At 61.1% G+C, this 17,705-nt stretch carries 18 protein-coding genes; 9 read left to right on the top strand and 9 right to left on the bottom strand.

The features are described from left to right. Positions 1 to 120: 120 nt before the first annotated feature. Positions 121 to 1,533 (top strand): acetate metabolism transcriptional regulator RamB, encoded by a 1,413-nt coding sequence (ramB, locus tag M1L53_RS12365; RefSeq protein ID WP_003941547.1) that lies wholly within the window; start codon positions 121 to 123, stop codon positions 1,531 to 1,533. Between the two features lie 5 nt (positions 1,534 to 1,538). On the opposite strand, the gene M1L53_RS12360 is transcribed toward ramB, so the two are convergent. From M1L53_RS12360 to M1L53_RS12320, 9 genes are all read right to left on the bottom strand, one after another. Continuing rightward, positions 1,539 to 2,561 (bottom strand): alpha/beta hydrolase, encoded by a 1,023-nt coding sequence (locus tag M1L53_RS12360; protein ID WP_054186879.1) that lies wholly within the window; start codon positions 2,559 to 2,561, stop codon positions 1,539 to 1,541. 131 nt (positions 2,562 to 2,692) lie between these two features. Further along, a complete protein-coding gene (locus M1L53_RS12355; RefSeq protein WP_042923295.1) occupies positions 2,693 to 3,712 on the bottom strand; it encodes an alpha/beta hydrolase in 1,020 nt (339 codons plus the stop codon). Positions 3,713 to 3,780: 68 nt separating this feature from the next. Beyond that, positions 3,781 to 5,421: a class I adenylate-forming enzyme family protein gene (locus tag M1L53_RS12350; protein ID WP_054186878.1), complete on the bottom strand. Its 1,641-nt coding sequence runs from the start codon at positions 5,419 to 5,421 to the stop codon at positions 3,781 to 3,783. Between the two features lie 9 nt (positions 5,422 to 5,430). Continuing rightward, on the bottom strand, positions 5,431 to 6,135 hold the full coding sequence (locus tag M1L53_RS12345; protein WP_020906733.1) for an ABC transporter ATP-binding protein: 705 nt from the start codon (positions 6,133 to 6,135) through the stop codon (positions 5,431 to 5,433). 1 nt (position 6,136) lies between these two features. After that, on the bottom strand, positions 6,137 to 6,910 hold the full coding sequence (locus M1L53_RS12340) for an ABC transporter ATP-binding protein (RefSeq protein WP_007735383.1): 774 nt from the start codon (positions 6,908 to 6,910) through the stop codon (positions 6,137 to 6,139). Further along, positions 6,907 to 7,866 carry a branched-chain amino acid ABC transporter permease gene (locus M1L53_RS12335; RefSeq protein ID WP_228232622.1) on the bottom strand — a complete coding sequence of 320 codons (960 nt, stop codon included), beginning with the start codon at positions 7,864 to 7,866 and terminating at the stop codon, positions 6,907 to 6,909. The genes M1L53_RS12340 and M1L53_RS12335 overlap by 4 nt, the downstream gene beginning before the upstream one ends. A 68-nt stretch (positions 7,867 to 7,934) precedes the next feature. Beyond that, complete coding sequence (locus tag M1L53_RS12330) at positions 7,935 to 8,810, bottom strand: branched-chain amino acid ABC transporter permease (RefSeq protein WP_054186876.1); 876 nt, start codon at positions 8,808 to 8,810, stop codon at positions 7,935 to 7,937. A gap of 15 nt (positions 8,811 to 8,825) precedes the next feature. Next, positions 8,826 to 10,010, bottom strand: coding sequence for an ABC transporter substrate-binding protein (locus M1L53_RS12325; RefSeq protein ID WP_261949223.1), 1,185 nt, complete (start codon positions 10,008 to 10,010; stop codon positions 8,826 to 8,828). Positions 10,011 to 10,136: 126 nt separating this feature from the next. Continuing rightward, positions 10,137 to 10,877, bottom strand: coding sequence for a TetR/AcrR family transcriptional regulator (locus M1L53_RS12320; protein ID WP_007735390.1), 741 nt, complete (start codon positions 10,875 to 10,877; stop codon positions 10,137 to 10,139). A 267-nt stretch (positions 10,878 to 11,144) separates the two neighbouring features. Between M1L53_RS12320 and urtA the strand changes: the two genes are divergently transcribed. The 8 genes from urtA to M1L53_RS12280 all read left to right on the top strand — a co-directional run bounded on the left by urtA (position 11,145) and on the right by M1L53_RS12280 (position 17,705). Continuing rightward, a complete protein-coding gene (urtA, locus tag M1L53_RS12315) occupies positions 11,145 to 12,401 on the top strand; it encodes an urea ABC transporter substrate-binding protein (protein ID WP_019744446.1) in 1,257 nt (418 codons plus the stop codon). Positions 12,402 to 12,455: 54 nt separating this feature from the next. Next, positions 12,456 to 13,340 carry an urea ABC transporter permease subunit UrtB gene (gene urtB / locus M1L53_RS12310; protein ID WP_003941514.1) on the top strand — a complete coding sequence of 295 codons (885 nt, stop codon included), beginning with the start codon at positions 12,456 to 12,458 and terminating at the stop codon, positions 13,338 to 13,340. Next, positions 13,337 to 14,443, top strand: a complete 1,107-nt coding sequence (gene urtC / locus M1L53_RS12305; protein WP_007735392.1) for an urea ABC transporter permease subunit UrtC — start codon at positions 13,337 to 13,339, stop codon at positions 14,441 to 14,443. The genes urtB and urtC overlap by 4 nt, the downstream gene beginning before the upstream one ends. Then, on the top strand, positions 14,440 to 15,276 hold the full coding sequence (gene urtD, locus M1L53_RS12300; protein ID WP_003941545.1) for an urea ABC transporter ATP-binding protein UrtD: 837 nt from the start codon (positions 14,440 to 14,442) through the stop codon (positions 15,274 to 15,276). Before urtC ends, urtD begins: the two co-directional genes overlap by 4 nt. Before the next feature lie 3 nt (positions 15,277 to 15,279). Further along, positions 15,280 to 15,972, top strand: a complete 693-nt coding sequence (gene urtE, locus M1L53_RS12295; RefSeq protein WP_003941544.1) for an urea ABC transporter ATP-binding subunit UrtE — start codon at positions 15,280 to 15,282, stop codon at positions 15,970 to 15,972. Position 15,973: 1 nt separating this feature from the next. Then, on the top strand, positions 15,974 to 16,663 hold the full coding sequence (locus M1L53_RS12290; RefSeq protein ID WP_020906727.1) for a GntR family transcriptional regulator: 690 nt from the start codon (positions 15,974 to 15,976) through the stop codon (positions 16,661 to 16,663). Positions 16,664 to 16,868: 205 nt separating this feature from the next. Next, on the top strand, positions 16,869 to 17,369 hold the full coding sequence (locus tag M1L53_RS12285; protein WP_054186875.1) for a hypothetical protein: 501 nt from the start codon (positions 16,869 to 16,871) through the stop codon (positions 17,367 to 17,369). 114 nt (positions 17,370 to 17,483) lie between these two features. Continuing rightward, positions 17,484 to 17,705: a hypothetical protein gene (locus tag M1L53_RS12280; protein ID WP_042923314.1), complete on the top strand. Its 222-nt coding sequence runs from the start codon at positions 17,484 to 17,486 to the stop codon at positions 17,703 to 17,705.

Here is a 17,705-nt window from a genome sequence, read left to right as displayed (position 1 = left end):
CGGCCCCGTGAGTGGTTAGGGAGTGCCGAGGCTCGTCAACCACTCACGGGGGCGGAGCCCCCGTGCGAAGACTGCGAACCCACCTTTGCGAAGCCGGACTGTCACTCGTATCCTGGGAAAATGTCGAAAACCTTTGTCGGTGTCCGGCTCCGCCAACTGCGGACCGAGCGCGGGTTGAGTCAGGCTTCACTGGCCAAGACGCTCGAGATCTCGGCAAGCTATCTCAATCAGATCGAGCACGACGTCCGGCCACTCACCGTGCCGGTGCTCCTGCGAATCAGTGAAGTCTTCGGTGTCGACACCACGTTCTTCTCCCCGCAGGACGACACGCGCCTGATCGCGGAAATGCGTGAAGTTGCCCTCGATCAGGAGATGGGTATCGACGCCGACGCCCACGAAATCGCGGAGATGGTCTCCACCCACCCCGGCCTCGCCAAGGCGATGGTGAACATGCATCGCCGCTTCCGCAACACGACGGCCCAGCTCGCCGCAGCCACGGAGGACCGTTTCTCGGACGGCAGCGGCAGCGGTTCGATCACCATGCCGCACGAGGAAGTGCGCGACTACTTCTATCAGCGACAGAACTACATCCACGATCTCGACACCGCAGCCGAAGAACTCACTGCCCGGATGCGCTTTCACCGTGGCGACGTCGCCGGCGAGATCGCCAGACGCCTCGAGTCCGTCCATGACGTGCAGATCGTTCGACGAGTCGACTTGGGCGAGAACATACTTCACCGTTACGACCCGGACACCAGGGTCCTGGAAATTTCCGCAAGGCTCTCCGGCGGGCAACAGGTCTTCAAGTTCGCGACAGAACTCGCATACCTCGAGCATGGCGACCTGCTCGACTCGTTGGTGGCCGAGGGCAACTTCACCAGCGAAGCGTCGGTCTCCCTGGCGAAGCTTGGTTTGGCCAACTATTTCGCCGCGGCCACCGTGCTGCCCTACAGCCAGTTTCACGAGGTTGCCGAGGACTTCCGGTACGACATCGAGCGCATGTCCGCCTTCTATTCCGCGAGCTACGAGACGATCTGCCACCGCCTCTCGACCCTGCAGCGCCCCAAACTTCGCGGGGTTCCGTTCATGTTCGTGCGTGTCGATCGTGCCGGAAACATGTCGAAGCGTCAGTCCGCCACCGGATTCCACTTCTCCACCAGCGGCGGTACGTGCCCGCTGTGGAACGTCTACGAGACGTTCTCGTATCCGGGCAAGATCATGCCTCAGATCGCGCAGATGCCCGACGGTCGTCGATACCTCTGGGTTGCGCGCACGGTCGAACGTCGAGCGGCTCGATACGGACAGCCCGCAAAGATCTTCGCCATCGGATTGGGATGCGAGATTCGACACGCCCACCGACTCGTCTACAGCGACGGTCTGGATCTGGACGAGTCGAATCCGGGAACGCCGATCGGCTCGGGCTGCCGTGTCTGCGAACGCCTCAATTGTCCGCAGCGTGCCTTCCCTCCGTTGGGTAAAGACCTCGACATCAGCGAGCACCGGAGTTCGATTTCGCCGTACGTGATTCGCTGACCGCGCTAACGCACGTGGTCGCGTAGGAACGCGACTGTGCGATCGAACGCGACCATCCCGTCCACGGTGTCGAGGTCGAACTGATATTCGTGGTCGAGTGCAGGCTCGTGATCGTCCGGGTAGAACAGTGCATCGACCTCGACGCCCAGATCGGCGAGCCGTTCTGCCATGGGTTTCGACTGGCTGGCGGTCAGTGGGTCGACATTTCCGCCGGTGATGAACGTCGCTGGAAAGTCCGAGGTCACATGACCCAGTGTCGACATCTGACCCACTGCAGTCGACCCGTCGAAGTCCCTCGTTCCGAGGTACCCCCACAGCGATTGCTTGTCGACGCCCCAACCGAAGTACTTCCCCTGTGACAGCAGCGGTTTCAGATCGAAGACCCCACAGTCGAGGACAACTCCGCGTATCTGCTCGGGACGTAATGCCGGCTCCACACCCATTTCCGACGCGTAGTCAGGGCTGGTCATGACGGTCGCCAACTGACTGGACAACTGCGCGCCTGCCGAATCTCCGGCAAGAAAGAGGTTGTTCGAATCGACATGCAACCTGTCCGCATTGCTCACGATGAATCGATACGCGTCGTTAAGTTGATTCACTGCGGTGGGGTAATACGCGTCCGGCCCCAGTGAATAGTCCACCGAAATCACAGTGAAGCCTTGATTTGCCAACAGTTTGTAGTAACCGTCGGCATCAGTTCTCGATCCTGATATCCAGCCACCGCCGTGCACCCAGACCACCGTGGGTAGCGCCGAAGTGGACTCCGACGGGTAGTACGCGTCCAGTTGTGCATCGTCGTCGCCGTCGCGGTACGACTGATCGAGAATCGAGACGATTCCTGACGGTGCATGCCTGTCGAGTTGTGCGTGAGTCGCTTCGGAGCCACCCGCTGACATCCACCGTACGACGAGAACTCCTGGCCACGGACTGACGAGTGCCGCGGTTACCCCGGACAGCAGAATGACGACGAATACCGCCGCGGTTCCGACAATGCGCCTTCGCCGTCTGTCGGGGGAAGACGCGCGCACAACAACTCCTGGGGTCGGATCGGATTCACCCAGGCTAGACCAAAAGGACTAGTTGAGAATTCCCTGGCAACGCACCCGCGGAGCTTTGTCCAAAATGACCATTTTCGCAGTGGTTCACCACAATCCGACATTTAGCCGGTATGAGCCTCGAGAAACTGAACCGTGCGATCGAGTGCAGTGAGACCGTCGGCATTGTCCAGATCGAACTGATACTCGTGACCGAGCGCCGGAACGTGATCGGCCGGATAGAACAGTGTGTCGACCGCAACTCCCAACCCGGTCAATTTGTCAGCCATCGGTTTCGACTGAGAATCCGTCAACGGATCGGCGTTGCCGCCGCTGATGTAGGCAGGCGGAAATCGATCGGTGACGTGGTTCAAGGTCGACATCTGATCCGCTGCGTCGGTACTCATGAAGTCACGCACGCCGGTATACGCCCAGAGGGACCGATCAACTCCCCAACCGATGATGCCGGGTCCGCCGACCATGTTCCCGACGTCGTAGATTCCACAGTTCAGGATTACTCCACGTAACTGATCCGGCCGCAGCGACGGGACCACGCCCACACGGTTCGCATAGGCGGGATCAGTGATGAGAGTGGCGAGCTGACTCGAGAGTTGCGCTCCCGCAGAATCACCGGCCAGAACGACCGTCGTCGGATCAACATGCAGCCGTTCCGCATTCGCGACGACGTACGCGTGAGCGTCGTTGAGCTGCCGCACTGCCGTCGGATAGTGGTGCTCAGGTCCGAGTGAGTAGTCCAGGGACACAACTGTGTAGCCACGCGAGGCCAGCAACTCGTAGTACGGCGCGTAGTTGGACTTGCTTCCCGAGATCCAGGCACCGCCATGAGTCCAGATCACCGTAGGCAATGCGGTCGTCGTCGCTGCGGGAAAGTAGACATCCAGGTATGCGTCGTCGTCATCGGCGCGGTACTGCTGGTCCTTGATCGAGTCGACGCCTTCGGGCGCGTGCTTCTCGAGCGCCTCGGTGACTTTCACCGCATCACGATCGAAGACCCATCGCACGGTGAGTGCGCCAGGTCTCGGGCTCAGAACGAAGGCCAGAACCACGGCTCCGACCAGAACGAACACAATTGCCAGAGCCCACAGCAAGCGCCTGCGCCACCGATGCGGTGAAGGGTTCGTCATCGGGTTTCCTTCACTCTCGGCACAATGTCCGGATCAGCGTAACGCGAAGCCGGTACCGCCAAGTGCGATCAGCCGAGTTCAGCGATCCGCCTCTGCGCGAGTGCCTTGACTTCACCCTTGGCTACTTTGCCGCCTGCCGCCATCGGCAATTCGGCGACCGTCATCACGTACTCGGGTATGTACTCGCGGGTCACTCCTCGGCTCTGCAGCCAGGCGGTCAGATCCTCCGAACTCAGATCGTCATCGGCGGACACGACGACCGCACAGACCTTCTCACCGAACAGCGGATCGTCGACCCCGACCACGGCGACCAACTCCACCGAAGGGTGCGCGCGCACGTACTCCTCGACTTCGACCGCGGAGATGTTCTTGCCGCCACGAATGATGATGTCGGCTTTGCGCCCGACCACACGCACCCGTCCTGTCTCGTCGATCTCGACGATGTCGCCGAGAAGCATCCAACCGTCATCGGTGTACAACTCGTCGTTCGCATCGGTGTCCCCCCAATAGCCCTGACACATCAGCGGTCCGTTCACCCCAGGCTGACCGCGGCGGACGGAGCCGGTCATTTCCTTTGCCGCATCGTCGAATACACGAACTCGCATGCGATCGATGACGTGGCCGCACGTCTTCAGTCGGGTGTCGGAATCGTCCGAAACCGTCGTCACCGAGACGGCGCCGGTTTCGTTCGATCCGTAGAACTGCAGGACAGCCGCTCCGGTACGTTGTTCGAATGCCAGCGCCTCCGAATAGGGCACGGCTTCACCACCGGTGAACATGAAACGAAGTGACGAGAGATCGGCCGATTCCGCGGCCTCCGAACGCAACAGCATCTTGAATTGTGTACTCACACAATTCAAAGCAGTCACCCGTTCGCGCTCGATCAACTCGATCATCACCGAAACGTCGAAGCGTTCCATGACGACATTGCGAGCACCGAGTAGTGCCGGCAGGAAATGCGAAGTCCAGAGGCCGAATCCGAAAGGTGCTGGAACCGCGCCGAGGAACACCTCATCCGAACCGATCGCCGCCGCCTCGGCGGCAATCTCGGAGAAACCAACCCAACGATCCTCGGTTTGTGTGACCAGTTTGGGTAGGCCCGTTGTGCCGGAGGTCGAGTTCAGCATCGAAACGGCTGACGTGACAAAACACGGACTGGTTGCGGGGAACTGCTTTAGCTCGACCGGCAACGAGGTGAGTTCGCCGTTTGCGCTCACGCGTTCGAAACTCACGTCGGCGCGTTCGTCGGCGAAGACGACGTCCAGTCCGGGATGCTCTGCCCGCAGACTCGCCACGAGTTCGGCGGTATCGACGCCGCGCAGCGTGCGAGTGGTGACGAGTACGGAGGCTTCCGAGCGGGCGATCAGATGAGAGATCTCGCGAATGCCCGAGCGCGAACCGATTCCGACGGCGACGCGGCCGGTACGAAATGCTGCGCAGAGAGCCGCATGAAATACAGCGGTGTCGGGGAGCAACACGGCTACATGTCCGTATCCCTCACCAGCTAGATCCAGCGCCGACGCGATCGCATCGGCAGCCGCGTCGTACTGCTTCCACGACACCCTCGATTCCGGAGTGACAAAGGCGGTTTCGTCCGGGATGGTCTCAGACCAATGCCTGACCATTTCGCTGATGCTGACGCCGGCGAAGCGGTCCGGATTCGTGGCGAATTCACCGACGGTGAAGTCGAGTGTCTTCGTTTCAAGCATGATCGTCGATCATCTCCCGTCGGCGCTGAGGACGCCCATCGATTGTTTGTACGCGTTGTCCAGTGTCGCTGCGGAATCGCATTCGCGGACGAGTTCGCCGCGCTGCATGACATATCCGCGGTCGACAACCGATTTCAGTGCAGTAAGTGCCGGTTCCGTCACGATGACGGTCACACCCTCGGCGGCCAGACCCCCGACCAATGCTCGCAGCTCCGCGACGATTTTCGGTGCCAGTCCTGTCATCATCTCGTCGAGGAGCAACACCTTCGGGGTTTCCAGAAGGGCCCGCCCCAGAACCAACATCTGCTGCTCACCACCGCTGAGGACCCCGGCATAACTCTCCGAGCGTTCACGCAGGATCGGGAACCTCTCGAAAGCTGTTTCCACGGCTTCGGCTTTCAATCCCAGCAGGTCTGCGCCGACGCGTAGGTTCTCGCGAACGGACATTCGCATGAACAGTTGCCTGCCTTGGGGAACGTAGGCAAATCCGCTGCGGACACGATCCAGTGCCGATAATTTCTGGATCTCTCGACCATCGAATTTGATTGTCCCGGTGGCGGGAACCGAGCCGTAGATGGATCCCGCCAAGCTGGTCTTGCCCGCACCGTTCGGCCCGACGATCGCTGTCACTTCACCGGCGGGGGCGACAAGGGAGACTTCCCGGACGGCGACAGCGGATCCGTATCGAACTGTGACTCTGTCGAGTTCGAGCATGTCAGGCGCCTTCCTCGTATTCGGAACCGAAATAGACTTCTCGCATCGCGTCGCTGGCCAAGCACTCCTGCGGTGGTCCGTAGAACGCCACTGATCCGAAATTGAGCAGCACGATCTTGGTGGCGAGCGCCGCGATGAGATCGACGTTGTGATCGACCAGGACTACTCCCTTGCCCTGCGCGGCAATCGATCGCACGGCACCGGAGATGGCAGCGATGCCGTCGTGATCCGCACCGGCAAACGGTTCGTCCAACAGGAGGACTTCGGGTTCGGTCGCCATCGCCCGCGCCACCTCGACCAGACGCTGCGCGCCCAAACTGAGATCCCCGCAAGCACTCTCGACGTCGGTGACCGAGTATCGCGCAGCAATCTCCCGGGCCCGCTGTGCTGTCCGGTCCCAGTTCTCGAAAGGTCCTTTGATCGCCCACCACAGCGAGTGCAGCGGTGAGGTGATCTTGTGCCCGTACAGTCCCGGGATGATGTTGTCGACGGCGTCGAGTTCCGCCGCGAGCTGCGGATGTTGAAACGTGCGCGAGAGCCCTTGCCGTGCACGGCGCTCCGACGGCCCGGTCAAGGGAGCACCGGCGAGCGCGACGGTTCCGGAGTCTGCTTGCTGTGTGCCGAAGATGCAGTCCACCAGTGTGGTCTTGCCTGCCCCGTTCGGGCCGACAAGGCCGATCACCTCTCCCGGTCCGACGCTGAACGAGACATCGTCGACAGCGCGGACGCCGCCGTAGGACTTGTGGAGCCCGCTCACTTCGAGTAGCCGAGTCATCGATTGCCACGCTCCTTGTACAGACGGTTCATTCGACCCAGAACGTTCTGACTCCACCCGATCACCCCACCAGGCGCGACGATGAGGATCACCAGGACGGCTCCGGCAAGCAGGAGTTCGCCACTTCCCTGGTACCCGGGCATGTTCAGCGTCACGATCACCACGATCAATGCACCGAGCGGAGCACCCCACGCCGAACTGCGACCGCCGATGATCGGCATGAAGATCGCAAGGAAAACAATACTGAGAGTGAAGGTTTCAGGAGTGACAGCTTGCACCGACACGGTGAACAGCGATCCGCCGGTCGACGCGATCGCGGCACCGATCGCCAGCGCCACAACGGTCAGGTGCGCAGGATTGACGCCGGAAGACCGTGCGACATTACGATTGTCGCGGGCAGCTTGCAACATCAGCCCCCACACCGATTTCCGAAGTCGATCGACAGTGACCGCGATCAGACACACGAACAAGATCGCGAACACGACCAATGCGTAGCGCGGTGGCTCCCAGCCGAACATCGTCACAGTCTCGACGCCCGAGATCCCGGCCGACCCGCCGGTGAAACTCGGCCCGTCGATCAACCAGTGCTCGAAAGCGATACCGAACAACAAGGTCACCGCGGCAAGGTAGAAGCCGGAGAGTTTCTGTGTTGCCAAGCTGAGGAGTACTGCAACCGCTGCAGCGGCGAGGGCGCCGAGAATCCATCCCCACCACATCGACAACCCGGTCCGAACCGAGATCAGCGCAACGGCATACGCGCCGATCGCCGCATACGCGCTGTACGCCATCGACAGTGATCCCGCGAGCACGAATGGCACGTACATGCCGAGGGCGATCAGCGAATACGTCGCAGCGAGGAACACCAGATCCTGCCGGTACAGACTCGGCCCCATCCACAGCAGCACGGCAGCAACCACGGCCACGGTGATCAGCGCTTCTCGTGACACGGCGAGCATCCTCGTCCGGGAACTGCCGGCCGGAGTGGGCGGACTTGACGTCGGCGGACTGGTAGAAAGCGAGGCCATCAGACGCGAACCTTCCTCGAGAGCAAGCCTTCCGGACGGAAAGCGAAGAACACCAGGGCAATCAAGAGAATCGCGGTTTGAGCAGCACTCGCACCGAAGTAGTACGGGGCGAATACCTGGACGACGCCCAACACCATTCCGCCGATCAGCGGAGCCCAACTCCTGCCGGTACCACCGATGACGAGTGCGATGAATGCCGTCAGCGTCCATGACAGACCGCTCGTGAACTGAACACCGGCCTTGGGAGCGAACAGAAGTCCGGCGACCGCGGCGATCACACCCGCGAGGGTGAACGCGATGAGGCGTACCCGATCCACCGGCAAGCCCAGGACGCGGGCGGCATCCGGACTGTCGCCGACGGCGCGGAGCAGACGGCCCGACGTGGACCGGTTCAGCCACAGTCCGATACCGACGAAGATCAGAGCAGTTCCGACGACGAGCACAACGGTCGAACTGTCGACGGTCGCACCGAGTACCGATATCGGATCGAAGTCGAAGATCTTCTGCCCGGGAAGTGGTGTGCGGCCGAAGACAGTGCCGGCGAGCTGCTGGATCCCGAACAGTACTGCGGTCACCGCCACCAACGCCGGTAGTTCCCCACGACCCGAACGCTTCTGAACCTGTTTGACCACAAGCTTTTCCGTCAAGATCGACAGCGCCACCGCTACCGCGATCCCCAGCGGCATGGCAATCCAGAGAGCGAGCCCGTAATTGATCGCGACCCAACTCGACGCCATTGCCGCAGCCATAGCGTACGGGCCCATCGCAAAGTTGAAGAAGTCGGCGCCGACCACCACGAGATACATTCCGAGGGCTATCAGAGAGAAGAAGGCACCGATCTCGATGGCTGCGAGCCACAGTTGTGCGTCTGTCATGTCAAAGCTCCTCGGTTATCCGCACGGGGGTTGGTAGGAATCCCACGGATGGGCCGGTTTGTTGTCCTCACCGAATTCGACGAGCACCAGTCCGCAGAGGCTGTCCGGAGCAAGGTGATCCTGCGAGGAGAACGACAGTGTCAGTCCGTCCTGGCCGAAGCTGGCGGGAAGTGCCGAAACCTGTTGAAGAGCATCACGAACGGCCGTCCGATCTCGGTGATCGCCGGCAATCTCGATGGCCTCGGCCAACATCATGACGGCGTCGTACGCCTGTGCGTCGTAGGCGGTCAGTTGATAATCGGGCCCCTTGACCGCCTGCACCTTGCGACGCAGTTCGGCGGTTCTCGGGTTGTTCTCACTGAGCGAGCCCATGTACACCATGCCGCTCAACGCCTTCGGGTCCGCCAAAGCCCAAGATGCGGGCTGGTTTCCGATGGAAGCGAGTGAGAAGCGTTGCGTCTGCGGGGTGACCTTCGACAAGGTGTTGTGCGCGAGGATTTCGAAGTGCCCGCCGATACTGGCGACCAGAATCGCGTCCGGTTCGGTTTCCGCGAGACGTGAGACCTGTGCGGTGATGTCCGCGGCATCGACCGGCGCCTTTTCGACGCCCGTCACTCTCGCGCACTTCTCGAGCGCCGGCCGCAGGGTCTTGATGATTCCGTCGATGGACGCACTCGCGTCACCGAGAATTCCCAGGGACTTGTACCCCATCTTCTCGAAAGCCCCGCAGTACACCTGGGCGTACTGCTTCAACGAGTTCGGAATCATGAACGAGAAGTCGTTGTCGGGCGCCGAGGCAAAGGCGTCGCTGAGAACGACCGGAGCTATCGCAGGAATCTTCGACTGCTGGAGAATCGACTTGGCCTGCAGCACCGACCCGCTGCCCGTGGCGAGGATGACCGCACTTGATCCGTGATCGACCAACTTCCGAATGATCGACGGGGTCTTGGTGGGACTGCTCTCGTCGTTCTCGACAACCAATTCGACTTGCTTACCGTTGATTCCGCCCGCCTGGTTGATCAGGTCGACGGTCAGCCGCACGGTCTTGCCGGCGATCGTGCTGTATGACGCACCGGGCCCGGTGGAGTCCTCGTCCAAACCGATGACGATGGTGTCTTCGGGAATGACACCGGCAGATGCGCACGCGCTCGCCCCGAGGACCACTGCCGCGCAGACGGCGATCGCCTTTCCGAGTCTCACATCGAACTCCCGTCCAAACTATGCTTGGTAAATCTAACAAGCGCTTGATTTACGAGTGTGGACAGAAGTATGCACTGGGTCACACTGATAGTCAAAATCCGAACTACACGCGCAGGAACTGCGGTGTTACGGCTTCTGCAGCTGCCGGATCGAGGAGCTGAGTTCGCGAATGACGGACTTCAATTCGTCGACATCAGAGCGGAGTTCGGCAAGGTCCGAGTCGGGAGATTCGGTCTGCGCTTCCTTCTTCGCCGTGCGCCGCGCAACGCGTGCCACCGGCTCGCCGTCGACGGAACGTGCGGCAAAGCCGTCCAGGAAAACCGAAATCAGATTGCGCTGCAGATCTTCGGCCAATTCGGAAAGCTGCGGGCGATACTGCGCGACGGTGGACCAGACGGATTCACGCAGGAGACGGTGAAACTGTTCGGGATCGATGTCTTCCCGAAACTCCGCGTCGGCAATTCCGCGAGCGATAGCCGATCGCCAGTAGCTGTGTGCCTTCTGAACCAGGATGGTGATGGGCGCGTCCGCCGGTTGCGACGAAAGTATGGCTTCTCCCTGATAGACCTCCGTGGCATACGGGTGATCCACCGCCGAGGCAAAAGACACCGACACCATCGTGGCCAGCCGATTTCGAGCCGAACCTTCCGGTTCGATCGAGTCCTCGTACCGGACGTTGAGATCTTCGAGGAACCGGACGACGATCTCGTTGGCTATCGCATCCTTGGAGTCGAAGTAGTGATAGAGGCTGCCGGAGAGGATCCCGACTTCGTCGGCGATGTCTCGCACCGTCGTCGCGGCGATTCCCCGCTCACTGAACAGCTTGGCCGCATGAGCGAGTATTTCGTCCCGTCGGGTCGAGCGCACGAGAAGATCCTTCCGACGTTCCGATCGTCAAGCGAGTGCTTGATCAATTTCTCGTCGATGCTAACACCGCACCCTCGCTGACCTGCGGTGTGAGGTCCTGGACACCCAATCGAAACACCGGACACACACTTGTCACCGACAGTCATTCCACCGCAACAACTTCCACCTACTCTGTGCACTCGACGAATACAGCGTTGTATACGCACTCCGGATACAGATCTGTCAGAGCCATTGTCTGCCAGAGCCATCGACACGAAAGGCCCGTACATGCGAACCTTCTCGAAGCGCACCCTTGCCGCGCCGGCCGCTCTCGCCGCGCTGGGCTTGGTTCTCACCGGCTGCGGAAGCAAGGCAACAGACACCGCATCGGGAGATTCGACGGCTACGTCGTGCGTCGACACCTCGGGGGACACGATCAAGGTCGGTTCCCTGAATTCACTCTCGGGCACCATGGCCATCAGTGAAGTGACGGTCCGCGACTCCATCTCGTTGGCGGTGCAGGAGATCAACGATTCCGGCGGTGTGCTGGGCAAGAAGATCCAGATCGTGGCAGAGGACGGCGCGTCGGAGCCGACAGTGTTCGCCGAGAAGGCCGAGAAACTGATCAGCAGCGATTGCGTCGCAGCAGTTTTCGGTGGCTGGACCTCCTCGAGCCGTAAGGCCATGCTGCCGGTGTTCGAGGACAACAACTCTTTGCTCTACTACCCGGTCCAGTACGAGGGACTGGAAGATTCGAAGAACATCTTCTACACGGGTGCAACGACCAACCAGCAGATCATCCCCGCTCTGGATTACCTGAAGGAGAAGGGCGTCAAGTCGCTGTATCTGGTCGGGAGCGACTACGTGTTCCCTCAGACCGCGAACCGCATCATCAAGGCGTACGCGGCAGCGAACGGCATCGAGATCAAGGGCGAGGATTACACGCCATTGGGCTCGACCGACTTCTCCACCATCGTGAACAAGGTCCGCACAGCCGACGCCGATGCCGTGTTCAACACACTCAACGGTGATTCCAACGTCGCGTTCTTCCGTGAATACTCGAATGTCGGCCTGAAGCCCGCCGACATGCCCGTCGTCTCCGTCTCCATTGCGGAGGAAGAGGTCGGCGGTATCGGAGTCCAGAACGTCGAAGGCCAGCTGACGGCGTGGAACTACTACCAGACCATCGACTCCCCCGAGAACAAGAAGTTCGTCGAGGCGTACAAGGCGAAGTTCGGCCAGGACAAGCCCACGTCCGATCCGATGGAAGCGGCATACACCTCCGTCTACCTCTGGAAGAACACCGTCGAGAAGGCCAACTCGTTTGCGGTCAAGGATATTCAGGACAACGCCGACGGTGTGACCTTCCAGGCGCCCGAAGGACTCGTCACCATCGACGGCGACAACCACCACATCACCAAGACTGCCCGGATCGGCGAAATCCGTTCCGACGGACTGATCTACACGGTCTGGGATTCGGGACAGCCGATCGAGCCGGATCCGTACCTGAAGAACTACCCCTGGGCTGAGGGGCTCGGTAGCTGATCGACAAAAGGCGGAATTGACGGAATCGACGAGTAGAGAGGTGGAGCGTCTGTCATGGATGTTGTGATCGGGCAGTTGTTCACGGGTTTGAGTATCGGATCGATTCTCCTGTTGGCAGCGTTGGGGTTGTCTCTCACGTTCGGGCAGATGGGTGTCATCAACATGGCACACGGCGAGTTCATCATGGCCGGCTCGTACACCGCATACGTAGTGCAGCAGGTGATCTCGAATGCAACGGGATCGTTGATCATTTCTCTGCTCGTCGGTTTTGTCGTCGGCGGACTGATGGGTGTCGTGCTCGAAGTGGTCCTGGTATCGCGGATGTACCACCGACCCCTCGACACCCTGTTGGTGACATTCGGCGTCGGATTGATCCTTCAGCAGTTGGCGCGCGACATCTTCGGCGCGCCGGCAGTCAATGTTTCGGCGCCGAGCTGGCTTTCGGGCGGGGTCGATATTTTCGGCGCCGTGGTGCCGAAAACCCGCATCTTCATTCTGGTGTTGGCGATCGCAGCGGTGATCGCACTTTCGGTCGCACTGAAGCAGTCGTCGATGGGTAGACGCATCCGGGCCGTCGTCCAGAATCGCGATCTGGCCGAGACGAGCGGAATCTCCTCTCGTCGTACGGACATCACGACCTTCTTCCTCGGTTCCGGGCTCGCCGGCGTCGCGGGTGTCGCGTTGACGCTCATCGGTTCCACCAGCCCGACTATCGGCCAGTCCTATCTGATCGACGCCTTCCTGGTTGTTGTCGTCGGCGGTCTCGGTCAGATGAAGGGAGCCGTGATCGCAGCCTTCGCCCTCGGCATCTTGAACTCGTTCATCGAGTACTCGACGACAGCGTCGATCGCGAAGGTGATCGTGTTCGTCATCATCGTCGTCTTCCTTCAAGTTCGGCCGCAGGGCCTGTTCGCAGTCAAGACGAGGAGCCTCGTATGAGCATCCTGAACAATTCCCGAATTCGGGTGTGGGGCGGTTTTGCACTCGCCGCCATCGTGCTGTTCGCCGTCGCTCCGGCTGTGCTCTCGGACTTCAGGCTGTCACTGTTGGCCAAATTCCTGTGCTTCGCCATAGTCGCTGTCGGTATCGGTTTGGCTTGGGGCAGAGGCGGAATGCTCACGCTCGGCCAGGGGGTGTTCTTCGGGATCGGCGCATACGTGATGGCGATGCACCTCAAGATCGCCGATGCCGAACTCAAGGGTGACGCGGTCCCGGACTTCATGTCCATCGCCGGCAAGACCGAACTGCCGGGATACTGGCAACCGTTCGCCTCGCCATTCGTGGCGATCTTCGCCATCCTTTTCCTGCCGGCCGCTGTTGCCTTTCTCCTCGGACTCGGTGTGTTCAAGCGGAGAGTCAAGGGCGCGTACTTCGCGATCCTCTCGCAGGCACTCGCCGCGGCTTTCGCGATCCTCTTGATCGGCCAGCAGTCGATCGGTGGCAGCAACGGCCTCAACCGCTTTCGCACGTTCTTCGGTTTTAACCTCAACGATCCGGCGAACAAGCAGATGTTGTTCTTCATCGCCGCCGGAGTTCTTCTCGCATCGGTCGCTCTGATTCGCCAGCTGATGAACTCCCGATACGGCGAACTCCTCGTCGCCGTCCGCGATCAAGAGGAGCGCGTACGTTTCCTCGGATACGATCCGGCGAACATCAAACTGGTCGCCTACGTGACCGCGGCGTTCCTCGCCGGTATCGCCGGCGCGCTGTTCGTTCCGATCGTGGGCATCATTTCCCCCGCCGACGTCGGGATCGTCCCGTCCATCGCTTTCCTCATCGGGGTCGCGATCGGCGGCCGCGCAACGCTTCTCGGTCCGGTACTCGGTGCGATCGGCGTCGCATGGGCACAGTCGACATTCTCGGAGAAACTCCCTTCGGGATGGATCTACGCGCAAGGGCTGATGTTCATCGTCGTGGTCGGATTCTTCCCGGCAGGTGTGGCCGGATTGTTCGCCCTGATGCGCCACCGCAAGAAGCGTGAGACCCCGGCCGACCCACCGGTCAAGGTCTCCCAACCCGAACCAGTGGAGGTGTCGTCATGACCAACACAACCGCCACCAGCGAACCCACACCGGCACTGGGCGGCAACGCCGGAATGTCGTCCGAGTACCTCGAAGTACGAAATCTTTCGGTCAGCTTCGACGGTTTCAAGGCCGTCGACGGCGTCGACTTGACCCTCATGCAGGGCGACCTGAGGTTTCTCATCGGCCCGAACGGGGCTGGAAAGACAACGTTGGTCGACGCCATCACCGGACTCGTTCCCGCGACGGGTTCCATCACGAAGTCCGGCGAGCAACTGCTCGGCAAGAAGGTTCACAAGATCGCCCGCCTCGGCGTCGGGCGAACCTTCCAGACGGCAAGCGTCTTCGAAGAGCTCTCGGTGCTGCAGAATCTCGACATCGCGGCCGGAGCCGGCCGATCACCGTGGAACCTGCTCAGAAAACGCAAAGGTGTGCTTCCCGAGATCGAAGAGGCGCTGGAGACAACCGGGTTGGAGCACCTCAGGGACACCGCCGCAGGCATTCTGGCGCACGGACAGAAGCAGTGGCTCGAAATCGGAATGTTGTTGGTACAGAACTGTTCCGTGCTCCTGCTCGACGAGCCCGTCGCAGGCATGAGCCTCGAGGAGCGCGAGGAGACCGGGAACCTTCTGCGGCGCATCGGCGGTGCGCGAACCGTCGTCGTAGTCGAGCACGACATGGACTTCATGCGATCCTTCGCCACGTCCGTCACAGTGCTCGCCGCTGGGAAAGTGCTTGCCGAAGGAACTGTGGCGGAGGTCCAAGCCGACCCCAAGGTGCAAGAGGTCTACCTCGGCACAGCCGCTGCCGGAACCGATCTCGGCGCCGACACCGAACCGACCCCGGAGGACTGAATCATGCTCGAGCTCGTCGACATCCGCGCCGGCTACGGACGCACCGAAGTGATCCACGGCGTATCCCTGCTGGTTCCCAGCGACGGAGTTGCGGCAGTCATGGGTCACAACGGTGCGGGTAAAACCACCTTGCTGCGCGCCGCCGTCGGTCTGATCAAACCTACACGGGGAAAGGTACTTCTGAACGGTGAGGACATCACCGGTCTACGGCCGAGCGCCCGCGTCGCTCGCGGACTTGCCTACGTACCCCAGGGCCAGCAGTCGTTCGGACAACTGACAACTGCCGAGAATCTTCGGGTGGTCGCCGACGGGCGCAAACGCGGAAAGGCACTCATCGCAGAGGCATTGGATCTGTTTCCCGCACTCACCACGCTCCTCGACCGTCGCGCGGGACTTCTCTCCGGTGGGCAGCGACAACAGCTTGCCATCGCTCGCGCCCTGATCACCGAGCCCAAGATCCTCATTCTGGACGAACCAACCGAGGGCATTCAGCCCAACGTGGTCGCCGAAATCGAAAGAACCGTCATGGAACTCACCGAGCGCGGCGATCTCGGTGTCCTCCTCGTAGAGCAGCACATCGGTTTCGCGCTCCAATCTGCTCAGCATTACAGCATTCTCGCGGCCGGACACGTGACCTCGACCGGTGAGGGCGGCACCACGTCCACCGAGGCGGTTCGTCGAGCGATGGCAATCTGACATGAGTGTGCGGCCGCCGCTGCGCGAACAGGTTTACCGGTCGATCCGAAACGATCTGATGTCCGGTCAGATCGCGCCATCCGAACGACTCGGCGAAGAACGGTTGGCTCATCTCTACGGTGTCTCGCGAACACCGGTGCGCGAAGCGCTCGCGAAGTTGGAATCCGACGGGCTGGTCGAGCGCGACGAACATGGACTCTTTCCGTACCGACCGCACCTCGACGAGTTGGGTGGCCTCTACGAGCTGCGCATACTCCTCGAAGTGCACGGGCTTCGGCGGGTACTAGACGGTGAGGCCCCCGCTCATGATCGAGACGCGCTCGGTTCCGAACTCGACAAGTGGTACGCATTTCTCAAACAGATGCCGGTACCGGACGCCGGCTTCGTGACGCTCGACGAGGAGTTCCACATCGCGCTCCTCGCCTCGTCCGGAAACCACGCGTTGGTCGACGCCTTGCAGGCCGTCAACTCGAAGCTGCGCCCCGTGCGGATGTTCGACTACCTGACTCCCGACCGTATGAAGGCCACCGTGGAGGAACATATCTCCGTCGTCGAACTGGTGCTGGACGGCAAGATTCCGCAAGCACACGAGGCACTGGTGTCGCACATCGACATCTCTCGTGCGGTTGTCCTCGACCGCGCTCGGCAGGCCCTCTCGTTGGCCGCCATGGCCAACGCTGTGCGGAACTGATCAGCGTCGTGTCGCTGACTTCAGGGTGAAGACTTCGGTGACGTGGTCTCTCGTCAGGGGGACCAGCAGATACTCCCCCGCTACGGTTGGCTGCGGGCCGAGTTCAGAACCGGGGACCGTACCCGTTGTGCCGTCCGAGCATTCGACTGCAACTTCGCTCGTGTAGTCCGCGTCAGGAGCAACCTCGCAGGAGAGTCCGGTATCCGTGGTGAAGGCGGAGATGCTCGAATCGGCAGGGCCGTGGATCGCTGTCCCGATTGGATCTGCCGGAGCCGGTGTGCTCGTAGTTGGTGTAGCCGTCGTTGTCGGGGTTGCTGTCGATGTCGGGGTTGCTGTCGATGTCGGGGTTGCTGTCGGTGTCGGCACAGACGCGGTGGTCGTCATCCCTGCAGTGTTCTCAGCTGCCGTGGTCTCAGCTGCCGTGGTCGAAGAAGTCGTCGATGACGGGGGTTCGCTCACCGAAGTAGACGTCGGGCTGACCGCACGCGCAGCAAATCCGGTTGGGAGGCTCAGCGGCGTGACCGGGTATGTCGCGCTGCCAATTCCGCATTGGGCCGTTACAAGATTGAATGTCACGTTTGTGGTGCCCAGTATCTGCGCCCCCAGAATCGCAAAAGCTGCCATCGAAAGACTCACGCTCAGCGTCGATTGCGCCATTGTTGCCGTGGACGTTCGCGTGCTCACGAGCTTGATGTTCGTGTATTGAATCGTCGCCAAGCCAGCGGCGTTCACAGTGGCGTCCGCCCCTGTTACCGTCACCGATGCGTTCTCGGCAGGCTGTGGAATCGTGAGGACGCGAGATCCCACCGTCACCTGATTCGTGGGGCTACTCGCCGATACCGATGCCCTGTTCGAGGTATCGCACGCAGCCCCTGCCGTAATCGGCGATGCCACAGTGACTATCGGCGCACTGACCAGATCAACCCCCAGTAGAGACAGCAAGTTCACTGTCACGGTCATCGAGGTGAGTGTCGACGTCGCATCGGTATCCGAAACAATTGCCGACTGGCAGCGGCCGCTCGCTGGCTGCCCGACCGAGTAG

Origin of the sequence: Rhodococcus sp. T9N (assembly GCF_024436645.1) — a bacterium.
GTDB classification, from domain to species: domain Bacteria; phylum Actinomycetota; class Actinomycetes; order Mycobacteriales; family Mycobacteriaceae; genus Rhodococcus_F; species Rhodococcus_F qingshengii.
Note: the sequence above shows the minus strand (reverse complement) of the source record. Positions and strands in the feature narration are given on the sequence as shown.